9 protein-coding genes and 2 pseudogenes are annotated in these 9,733 nt (G+C 62.1%); 2 read left to right on the forward strand and 9 right to left on the reverse strand.

Going from position 1 to position 9,733, the window contains the following annotated elements; all coding sequences use genetic code 11:
- Positions 1 to 271 precede the first annotated feature (271 nt).
- The 7 genes from ubiT to norR all read right to left on the reverse strand — a co-directional run bounded on the left by ubiT (position 272) and on the right by norR (position 6,906).
- Positions 272 to 742 (reverse strand): ubiquinone anaerobic biosynthesis accessory factor UbiT, encoded by a 471-nt coding sequence (ubiT, locus tag QZR30_RS27700; RefSeq protein ID WP_046072051.1) that lies wholly within the window; start codon positions 740 to 742, stop codon positions 272 to 274.
- Positions 736 to 1,626, reverse strand: a complete 891-nt coding sequence (locus QZR30_RS27705; RefSeq protein WP_056846069.1) for a U32 family peptidase — start codon at positions 1,624 to 1,626, stop codon at positions 736 to 738. Before QZR30_RS27705 ends, ubiT begins: the two co-directional genes overlap by 7 nt.
- 10 nt (positions 1,627 to 1,636) lie before the next feature.
- Positions 1,637 to 2,632, reverse strand: coding sequence for a ubiquinone anaerobic biosynthesis protein UbiU (gene ubiU / locus QZR30_RS27710; RefSeq protein ID WP_046072049.1), 996 nt, complete (start codon positions 2,630 to 2,632; stop codon positions 1,637 to 1,639).
- A gap of 120 nt (positions 2,633 to 2,752) precedes the next feature.
- The gene (locus tag QZR30_RS27715) at positions 2,753 to 3,988 is read right to left on the reverse strand and encodes a molybdopterin molybdotransferase MoeA (RefSeq protein WP_056846070.1); all 1,236 of its coding nucleotides are present in this window, start codon (positions 3,986 to 3,988) and stop codon (positions 2,753 to 2,755) included.
- The gene (moaB, locus tag QZR30_RS27720; RefSeq protein WP_311904767.1) at positions 3,985 to 4,539 is read right to left on the reverse strand and encodes a molybdenum cofactor biosynthesis protein B; all 555 of its coding nucleotides are present in this window, start codon (positions 4,537 to 4,539) and stop codon (positions 3,985 to 3,987) included. Before moaB ends, QZR30_RS27715 begins: the two co-directional genes overlap by 4 nt.
- Positions 4,540 to 4,639: 100 nt before the next feature.
- A complete protein-coding gene (gene pdxH / locus QZR30_RS27725) occupies positions 4,640 to 5,287 on the reverse strand; it encodes a pyridoxamine 5'-phosphate oxidase (protein WP_068966874.1) in 648 nt (215 codons plus the stop codon).
- A gap of 89 nt (positions 5,288 to 5,376) precedes the next feature.
- Positions 5,377 to 6,906, reverse strand: a complete 1,530-nt coding sequence (gene norR / locus QZR30_RS27730) for a nitric oxide reductase transcriptional regulator NorR (protein ID WP_311904770.1) — start codon at positions 6,904 to 6,906, stop codon at positions 5,377 to 5,379.
- 144 nt (positions 6,907 to 7,050) lie between these two features.
- Here norR and QZR30_RS27735 point away from each other — a divergent pair.
- A pseudogene (locus QZR30_RS27735) lies at positions 7,051 to 7,215 on the forward strand (iron-sulfur cluster repair protein YtfE); the annotation flags it as partial.
- A gap of 75 nt (positions 7,216 to 7,290) precedes the next feature.
- Here the strand turns inward: QZR30_RS27735 and QZR30_RS27740 are convergent.
- Together QZR30_RS27740 and QZR30_RS27745 are read right to left on the reverse strand one after the other, a co-directional pair.
- On the reverse strand, positions 7,291 to 7,728 hold the full coding sequence (locus QZR30_RS27740) for a CopD family copper resistance protein (protein ID WP_311904772.1): 438 nt from the start codon (positions 7,726 to 7,728) through the stop codon (positions 7,291 to 7,293).
- A 28-nt stretch (positions 7,729 to 7,756) separates the two neighbouring features.
- Positions 7,757 to 8,947 (reverse strand): NnrS family protein, encoded by a 1,191-nt coding sequence (locus QZR30_RS27745; RefSeq protein ID WP_311904771.1) that lies wholly within the window; start codon positions 8,945 to 8,947, stop codon positions 7,757 to 7,759.
- A 332-nt stretch (positions 8,948 to 9,279) separates the two neighbouring features.
- Between QZR30_RS27745 and QZR30_RS27750 the strand changes: the two are divergent.
- Positions 9,280 to 9,597: pseudogene (locus QZR30_RS27750) on the forward strand (heme d1 biosynthesis radical SAM protein NirJ); the annotation flags it as partial.
- Between the last annotated feature and the right edge of the window lie 136 nt (positions 9,598 to 9,733).

Raw genomic sequence — 9,733 nt, forward strand, 5'->3', positions numbered from 1 at the left:
GAGCGAGGTGCCGAGTGGTGGGGCAAGAGCGTTTGGTTACTTTGCGCTTTTCAAAGTGACCCGCTGTAAAAGCGGAACCAATAGTGGCCGTTACCTAAATAATGGATATGTACTCGGTCTGATCCAAGACCCTGGTCGGCTGTCAGGCCGCCATCGGGAGCAAGTCGAATCGTCGCACCGCCCCTCCCACATTTGGACCGCGTGCATCAGTAGACAGCGATAAATTGTCAGGGAGCAGCGGCGTGGCAAAGTGGTGTAGATACCTATGCCTCTACTGCACCGCCAGCCCCTTGCCCGCCCGCTCAAGATTGCGCCACAACCAGACCGGCAAGACGTCAGGGTCCAGGCTGTCGATCAGGTTTTTCAGCGCCAACCCCAACTCGGTATCGCCCTGAATCACCAGACGCCGTCGAAAAAACAGCGTGTCCGGATCTTCCTGGCGACTGGCCAGGAGCAGGAACTCTCGCCAATTGCCGCTGATGGTCACATGAGCCTGGGCCTGACGGGCAATTTGCAAGCCCTCGCGGCCCAGGGTCAGGTACCAGGACAACCCCAGATCGGCAATTCGCAGGCACAGCCAACGCCCGCGCAGCACTTCGAATTCACCGTCGCGCAACGGCTCGGCGAGGCAGCGATTCAGCGCCTGCTGCAGCGCCAGGCGCTGCACCGCAAAGGGCACTCGGCGTACCAGCGGCAGTAAGCGATCAGCGCCTTTCAATAGCCACGCTTTGCGGTTCAACACAGGCCGACCTCCTCAACGCGCAGCATGCCGGCCTGGCCATGCCAGTAACCATTGCAACCCTCGACGAACAGCGGCGGTGTCTGGCCCAGGCGAACCCGTTGGTACGCCTCGATCACCTCGCTCATGCCCTGGGCTCGTGGACTCAGGCGCAGCAGATCGGCCCCGCAGGCCACCAACCCGGAATAATCGGCCAGCAGATTGGTCACCTGCGCCGACATCGTTTGAATGCCGTTAAGGGTGAACAACGGCTGGCCTTCCTGGCTGGCCAGCGCCAGGCCATCGGGGTAGTTGATGCAACAGAACTGGCAGTCGTCCTTCGGTCGATCTTCCGCGCGGGCGGTAAAGCAGCGGGCGGAATAGGCCAAGGGCAAATGCCCGTAGGCGAAGATTTCCACTTCCGGCACGTCACGGCCGAGCTCGCGGACCTGCGCGATCACATCGCTGATCAACGCAGCTGAACACTCCACCGGCGGTACCCAACGGGTCATGCCGCAGTCGAGCAATTGCGCCAGCGCATGCCCGTTGTACAGGTTGAGCGCCGGGCCACCCACGAACGGCAACTTGCGTTCAGCCAGAAACTGCACCGCGCCCATGTCATTGGCTTCCACCAGCAGCTGGCCGTTGTCGCAGAGCCGCCGCAGGCTGGAAAGTTCGGACGCGGCTTCGATCAGCGTCAAGCTGGAGATCACCAATTGCGCCTGGCTGCAGGCCTGCAACTCACGCCCCAACCCCAGCCATTGATCCAGTGAAAAAGCCCGGCGTTTCGAGCACACGGTTTCCCCTAGATAAATCACATCCAGGGGCAAGGCCGACATCTCGGCGTAAAAGTTGCTGAGTTGCTCTTTGTCCCAGTAAAACAGGACCGGTCCAAGGCTGAGCTGCATGTTTCGTCCCTCATTGCCACGATCGATGATAAGCACCCAGGGTGGTCTGGCTGCCTTCGGACAAACCAGCCAGCACCTGGCGCCATTGCGCCTTGACCTGAAAACTGCCCGGTGAGCCGCGATGGGCATCGAGTGCGGCCCGCCAGACACGGGTGACTTGCTCGACATAGGCCGGGCTGCGTTGGCGACCTTCGATTTTTACCGCCTCGACGCCAATGGCGCTCAGCTCAGGGAGTAAGTCGAGGGTGTCGAGGCTGGTGGGCTCTTCCAGCGCATGAAAGCGTTTGCCGTCGACCAGGAAGCGGCCCTTGCACAACGTTGGGTAACCGGCCGGCTCGTCTGGGGTGTAACGATCAATCAGTACTTCACTGAGCCGCGCACTCAAGCCTTGGGCGTCTTCGCTCCAGCGCACAGCCTTGGCCGGCGAACAGACACCGCACAGGTTCGGCGACTCGCCGGTGATGTAGGAGGACAGGTGGCAACGCCCTTCGGCCATGATGCACAAGCTGCCAAAGCCAAACACTTCGATCGGCACTGGGCTGGAGGCGGCGACCTGACGCACCTGCGCCAACGACAGCACCCGTGGCAGCACCGCACGCCGGATACCGTAGCGCTGGGCGTAAAACTGCAGCGCCGCAGCGTGGGTGGCCGAGCCCTGGACCGACAGGTGCAACGCCAGTTGCGGGTGCCGCTGGCTGGCATAGTTGAGCACCCCGGGATCGGCGGCGATCAGCGCGTCCACGCCGAAATCGGCAGCCCGGTCGACTGCCCGCTGCCAGCGTTCCCAGCCCTTGGGTTGCGGGTAGGTATTCACCGCGACGTAGAGTTTGCGTTGGTGCTGGCGGATGTGGGCGACCGCAGCGTCGAACTGCTTGTCATCCATATTCAGGCCGGCAAAATGCCGGGCGTTGGTGTCATCGCGAAAACCGACATAGACGGCATCCGCGCCTTCGCGCACCGCCGCTTTAAGCGCAGGCAGATTCCCTGCCGGACAAACCAGTTGCATGGGTAATCCTCATGAAAAACGCGTCTTGCCCCTCGCCCGGGATCGGTAGTGCAGCGATCAGAAAGGCGCTGCCAGTCTAGCCAGACCAGCAGCCATGGCCTTGACGACAATCAATTGCGATCAATGCATCAGGTCGGCGAAGGACAGGAACATCACGCTGTCGTGCTTGAACACTTGCTGCTCGCACTCGATCACGGCCAACCCGTCGGCCCAGCACGCAGCGGTCAACATCGCCGAGCTTTGCTGAGGGTGCAGCGCCAAGCTCAATTGGCCGTCGGCACCGGGCGTCAGCCTGGCCCGCAGGTACTGACGGCGTTTGTTGCGTTGCAACCAGTCGAACCCGGCCGGTACGGCCAATGGCACAGGCATCACGTCCGTGACGCCCTGCGCCCGGAGCAGAAACGGCCGCACGACCACCAACGCGGTAATCAGTGCCGCCGAAGGATTGCCCGGCATGCCGATCCAGGGTTTGCCGGCGACTTCGCCAAAGGCCAGGGGTTTACCCGGCTGAATGGCCAGCCGCCAGAAATCCAGACTACCCAGCTCCTCAATCGCCCGTTTGAGATGGTCCTCCTCGCCGACCGACACACCACCGGAACTGAGCAGCAAATCGCACTCCGACGACGCCAGGCTCAAGGCATCGCGGCTGGCCGCCAACTCATCTGCCATGACGCCATAGTCGTGCACCTCCATGCCCCAGCCGCGCAGCAACGCAGACAGGCAATAGCGGTTGCTGTTGTAAATCTGACCCCGCGCCAAGGTATCGCCCGGCTCGCGCAGCTCATTGCCGCTGCTGAGCAAGCACACTTGCAACGGTCGATGAACCGCGACCCGCGCCACGCCTGCGCCAGCCAACAAGCCCAATTCTTGTGCACGCAGGCGCTTGCCGGCCTTGAGCAACAGGTCCCCACGGCGAACCTCTTCACCCTCCTTGCGCACGTGATCGCCCGCACTGACGGACGGGAACCAGACGCGCTCGTCGTCGATCCGGCAGCGCTCTTGCGGCACCACTGTATCGGCGCCCGCAGGCAATGGTGCGCCGGTGAAAATCTGCACCACCTGCTGGGCGAGCAACGGCGAGCCGGCTTGATCCCCGGCAGCAATTCGCCCACCAATGGGCAAGTAACCCCCCTGGGATGGCAGGTCGGCTGCCCGGAGCGCATAGCCATCCATGGCGCTGTTGTCCCAGGCCGGCAGGTTCACCAGGGAATGAATGTCGGTTGCCAGCACTCGTCCCAAGGCTTGATCAAGGCCGATCATTTGCGCCAACGGAGGTGTCGGGGCGTGATCCAACAAACGCTGGATGGCCTCGTCCACCGGCATCAGATGACCGAGGTCGCACACTCGACCGGTCATGAGCGCGTCTCGCAGGCATCATTGCCTCGTTGCGGCTGCGGTTTCAAATGCGGGGCGAAATTGCAGGGGCCGGTGCGGCTGTCCAGCTGTCCCAGCAGGATCATGTTCCAGGCTGTCCGGCATGCACCTGGCGAACCCGGGACGCAACACACCAGAACCCCATTGCTCATTCCAGCCAGGGCCCGCGATTGCAAGCTGGACATGCCGATTTCCGCCAGGGAGACCTGGCGGAACAGTTCGCCAAAGCCTTCAACCTGTTTGTCGAGCAATGGCAGGACCGCTTGCGGCGTGTTGTCACGCGCGGTGAAACCGGTGCCGCCGGTCATCAGTACCACTTGAACCTGGGGGTCGGCGATCCATCGGGAAACAATGGCGCGGATATGATAAATATCGTCCTTGACCAGCGCCCGGTCGATCAGCACATGGCCGGCGGTCTGCAGCAAGCCAGCCAAGGTCTGCCCCGAGGTATCGGTGTCAAAGGTGCGTGTATCGCTGATGGTCAGCACGGCGATGTTCAGGGGAATAAAGGTGCGTTGCGCCAAATGGGCCATATAAAAGCCTTCCCGTAGATGAGGGTTTGGCCAAGCCTGAACCGGAATCGCCGCCCGGCCTATTCCTCCAACGAGGTACCTCCACAGGGCGAATACAGACTCATGGCGCCAGGCGGCGGCGACACCATTCGCCGTTCTGCAAACGGTAGTCGAGTCGATCATGCAGGCGATCGGCACGCCCCTGCCAGAACTCCAGGCGTGCCGGGCGCAGGCAGTAACCACCCCAGTGCTGCGGTCGCGGCACGGCCTGACCAACGAAACGCTTGATGGTTTCGGCCAAACGCGAATCCAGCGCTGCCCGGCTGGCCAGCGGCTGGCTTTGCGGTGAAGCCCAGGCGCCCAGGCGGCTGGCTACTGAGCGGGAGTCGAAGTAGGCATCCGAGAGTTGCGGATCGAGCCTGGATACCTGGCCTTCAATGCGCACCTGACGCTCCAGACCTGGCCAGAAAAACGTCATGGCGGCATTCGGGTTAGCGGCCAGTTGCAGGCCTTTGTCGCTCTGGTAATTGCCGAAAAACGTGAAGCCATCGTCGCTCAAGCCCTTGAGCAGCAGGACCCGGCAGTGCGGTTGCCCGTCACCGTCGACCGTTGCCAACATCATGCTGTTGGCCTCGACAGGCGCGCATTCGGTGTCACGCGCTTGCTGCAGCCATTGGCGGAACATGGCCAGTGGATCGTCCGGCGCTGCCTCATCCAGCAGACCGTTGAGGGTGTAGTTACGGCGCATCTGAGCCAGGGAAAGTGGCATAACGGTGATCTCCGTGGGGGTTTGTCCCAGTGTGCAAGCCACTGGCTGACCTCACCTTGATCGCCATCAACAGGCGGCGCCGCCACGGCTTACTTCAAGCCAAGACGCCGGGCCAATTTGTGCAGGTTGCTGGGGTCGACGTCCAGCAGCCGTGCGGCGCCCGCCCAGTTGTGGGCAGAAAGACTCAGGGCGTGAAGAATTTTTTCTCGCTGACAGTCATCCACCGCAGCGCCCAAGGCCTGGAACGGCGCATCAGGCATCAGCTCCAGCGAGCGCTCGACGAGCATTCCCGACGCCCCCATCGCACTGTCAAGATCGAGGATTTGCGCCTCCAGCGTCATGATCAGCGCGCGACTGGTGCCGCGGCTGAGTTGCTTCAACGCAGCGCGACTGATCACATGTTCCAGCTCGCGCACATTGCCCGGCCAGGTATAGGCCAGCAAGGCCCGCTCGGCCGCGGGCGACAAGCGCAAACCGCGCAAGCCGAGCCGTGCCCGATTGAGCTCGAGGAAATGCCCGGCGAGCATCAGCACATCGTTACCGCGCTCGCGCAGAGGCGGAATCGGCACCGGGTACACCGAGAGCCGGTGATACAGGTCAGCCCTGAACAGGCCATCGCGGATACTGTCGGGCAGGTGCCGGTTGGTCGCGGCGATGATCCGTACATCCACGTGCAACGGTTTATCCGCCCCCAGCCGCTGGATCTCGCCGTTTTGCAATGCGCGCAACAGCTTGGCCTGCACGCTTAGCGGCAACTCACCGACTTCATCAAGAAACAGTGTGCCGCCGTTGGCGGCATCGAAACGTCCGGCGCGGTCACTGGTGGCGCCGGAAAAGGCGCCCTTGACGTGCCCGAACAACTCGCTTTCTGCCAAGGATTCCGGCAAGGCGGCGCAATTGACCTGTATCAACGGCTTGTGGCTGCGCCCCGACAAACGATGCAAGCGCCGGGCGAACAACTCTTTGCCGACACCGGTCTCGCCCAACAGCAATACCGGCAGGTCGGAATCGGCCAGTACATCCAGCTCATTGAGCAACTGGTGCAACGCCTCGCTCTGGCCGAGGATTTCGCCTTCATCGGCGGGCAACCGCGCATCTTGAAGGCCGCTACGGGACAAGCGCAAGCTGCGGTTTTCCTGTTCAAGACGGGTGACGCGCACGGCGGCTTCGATCTGCAAGGTGCAACGCTTGAGTTCCTCCCGCGCCTGGCTGTCGAAGGTGCCGGCATGCAACGCATCGAGGGTAATGGCGCCCCAGATGCGTCCCTCCACGTAAAGGCTCACACCCATGCAGTCATGCACCGGCAACGGTTCTCCCACGTGGTTGTCGAGCAAGCCGTCGTAGGGGTCCGGCAGGCGGCTGTCCGGCTCGAACCACGTCGGCTCGCGCGACGCCATGATCGCAGCCAGTCGAGGATGCTGAGCGATGACAAATCGGCGCCCCAACGCTTCGTGGACCAACCCCACTGTCGCGACAGGCCTGAGGCTATCTTCATCCAGGCGCAGCAAGCCCACGGCACCGCTGTTGAAATATTCGCGCAGGGTCTGGACCAGGCGCTGGAACCGTACGGCATTGGGCAACTCGACGATCAAGTCGGCGGCCAGGCTTTCTCGCAGCATGGTAGTCATCACCCTCTATGGTGGCATTCACCCTAGAGCGTCAGGGTAACTATCACCACACCTAATAATTAATCGTTATTTATCAATCCATTAAACATGGCATGCCGGATGCAGCGAGGCTGGGGAACCGTTGAAATCCAACCGGAGGAACTGCTGGCCCTGACCAACAACATCACCCCGCCAGCGGATGCCTGTAACACCTGGCGTGCCTTGTATCGCGGGCTGCTGGAGTTTCGCGACGACCTGATGCAACACATCCACCTGGAAAACAATGTGCTGTTCGTAAACGCCCTGACCCCCAGGCACTGATCGATTGCCGCTTGCAACCCACCCGCGCCAGCCCATCGGTTGCCGCGGGTTTTGTCTGCCGGGCACTTTTATCGATCAGCTATGCCAATAAAACATGGCCTTGGCGAGGATCACGATCAACACCATGTGCCCGAGGATGCTGCGGCGAATCCAGTTTGCCCGCTGAGCGCTCAGCCGAGCGTTTTTCAGCCAATAAGCCAACAGCAAATAATGCCCGATGATGCTCAGGGCCAACAGGATCTTCAGGCTCAACACCGTGCCAAGACTGCTGGCCAGCGGCTGGCTCAAGGCGCCCCGGTACTGCCACGCCAGACTGATGCCGGCGCCATACAACAGCACCACCACGCCATGCAGGACCTTGCGCGAGCGCAGGGCAATGGCCTGATCGGCCGTCGACCGTGGCGCATCCGGCAACTGCTGGCGGGCGTGATGCCAGATCACCACTTCGAAAAACAACGTACCAATGAAGGCGATTGCCGCGAGCAAGTGGGTCACCAGCAAAAAGGGGTATATCACTGTCCACCTCCATACATTCGCCGGCTCAACCCGGATGACCGTCAACCCGAGTGCGCAGCAGCATCGGCCCGTAACGCCAGGCGTACAACGCAAACGCCAGCGCCCAGCACAGGCCGGCCAGCCACAGCGCCGGCAAGGGCAGGAACACAATCAACACAACCCGGCTGAGACACGCCAGATTGAGCAAGATGAACGCCAGGGTCATGCCCGAGGGCGGCTCAAGTGGCCGACCGGTATGCCCCAGGCTGACCCGTGCAATCATCGCCAGCACCAACCCCCCCATGGCACCGATCGTCAGGCAATGCACCGCCAGGCTCGGGTTGACCGGCACGCCGAAATGCCACAGCGCCATGCCCAGGCACGCCACTGCCAACCAGCCATAGGCCAGGTGCAGCGACCACAACAACGGCACACGCCAGAGCGCCCGATCATGCCAGCGAACCAGGCGCACCAGATGCCCCGCCGCCAACACCGCAAACAGCAGGCCCACCCAGACATTGGGGTTGAGGGCCGGACCCGCTGCATACAGCAACGCAACCAGCGCCGCACCGATCAACAACACCCCGTCCAGCCAAGGCCATGGAGCAACCCCCTCGACCCGACCGAGACCACGCTGGGTGAAAAACGGAATGACCCGCCCGCCGACCAACCCCATCATCGCTGCCACCAGCCAGATGCCCGCCAGTACGCCTTGGCGCTGCCAGCCTTCATGGCCTTCGCGTACGCCATAAAGCGACAACCCATCGGCCACGGCTAACAACAGCAACACCATCACAATCGGATAGTTACGTTTCTGTCGCACCTTCCACAGGCTCAACCCCATGAGCAACGCCACCGCCAGTGGGAATGCCAATTCCAGCACCATGAGCAGCGGCCAGGGCGCATTGAGCAACCAGGCCGCCCGTGCGCACAGCCACAACAGCGCCAGGGCAGCCAGCGGCTTGCCGCTGAGCCCGGGGCGACTGGTCCAGGTCTGCACCGCCGTCAGCAAAAAACCTGCAATGATCGCCAGCCCGAAGCCGAACAGCAGTTCATGCCGATGCCAGCCCAGCCAACCGCCTGCGGGAGTCCAGTGGGAAATCGAACCGCCGAAGGCTGCCAGCCACAGCGCAATGGCCAACACCGCAAACAGGCAGCCGGCAAGGAAAAAAGGCCGGAAGGCCAGCCGTAACAGCGGCGGGATCGCCATCGCTTTACGCCGCTCAAGCACTTGCATAACGCCACTCCTCTAACCTGTTGCCGACCTGACACTTAGTCGCGAGTGCCGAGGTAAATCCGGATGCATCATCGGGTATAGGCGATCAGTCGCCGTTGTCGCAGATCAAGAGTGCAAGGGCCGTGCCCTGAGGCGACTTATTGCCGGTGCGGGCCTGCACGGCTGCAACGGTGAACGGATCAGGGTAGAAATAACCCTGATGCGGTTATTCAAACCCTATCGGCCAGGGTCATTTTTACCCCCGCGCCTTCCCATCCCCATAAATAAAGGCCTCCAGGCATGGCCCGCGTCTTGCTCAAGCATCGGGTACTTAATGAAAGCCTCGATCTGCTTCTGGCAACAACGATGCCGACGCCATTCTCTTGCTGCAATGGGCCGCGAGCCGCTTGCCTGCGCACTACCCGCACCTGGAAAACATGCTTCGCGCCTGGGGCGGCAATGCCTCGGGCAGCGGTATCGCCAATATCGACAATACCGGCGAAGTGCACCCGGACACCTATTGGTGGCAGCACTCGGTGGGCAATGTCCGGCACACGCGCTTTCGCACGCTCTGGCTGGATCAGCCGGATGCGCTGCTGTCGAGATTGCGTGAGCACCCCCGTGCTGTGGGCGGCCGTTGCGCGCAATGCGGCTGGTTGCCCATCTGCAACCATGGGTATCTACACAACTCTGACATGCGACCGTCAGTAACCACGATGCGAAGCGAGCCGCTCTTGATCTTGCTTTTGATCCTAGGCGCCCCGTTAAACCACGCTGGCCGGAATTCGACAGGGATTTGGGGGGTAA

The organism is Pseudomonas sp. rhizo25, assembly GCF_031931935.1.
Classification (GTDB): Bacteria; Pseudomonadota; Gammaproteobacteria; order Pseudomonadales; family Pseudomonadaceae; genus Aquipseudomonas; species Aquipseudomonas synxantha.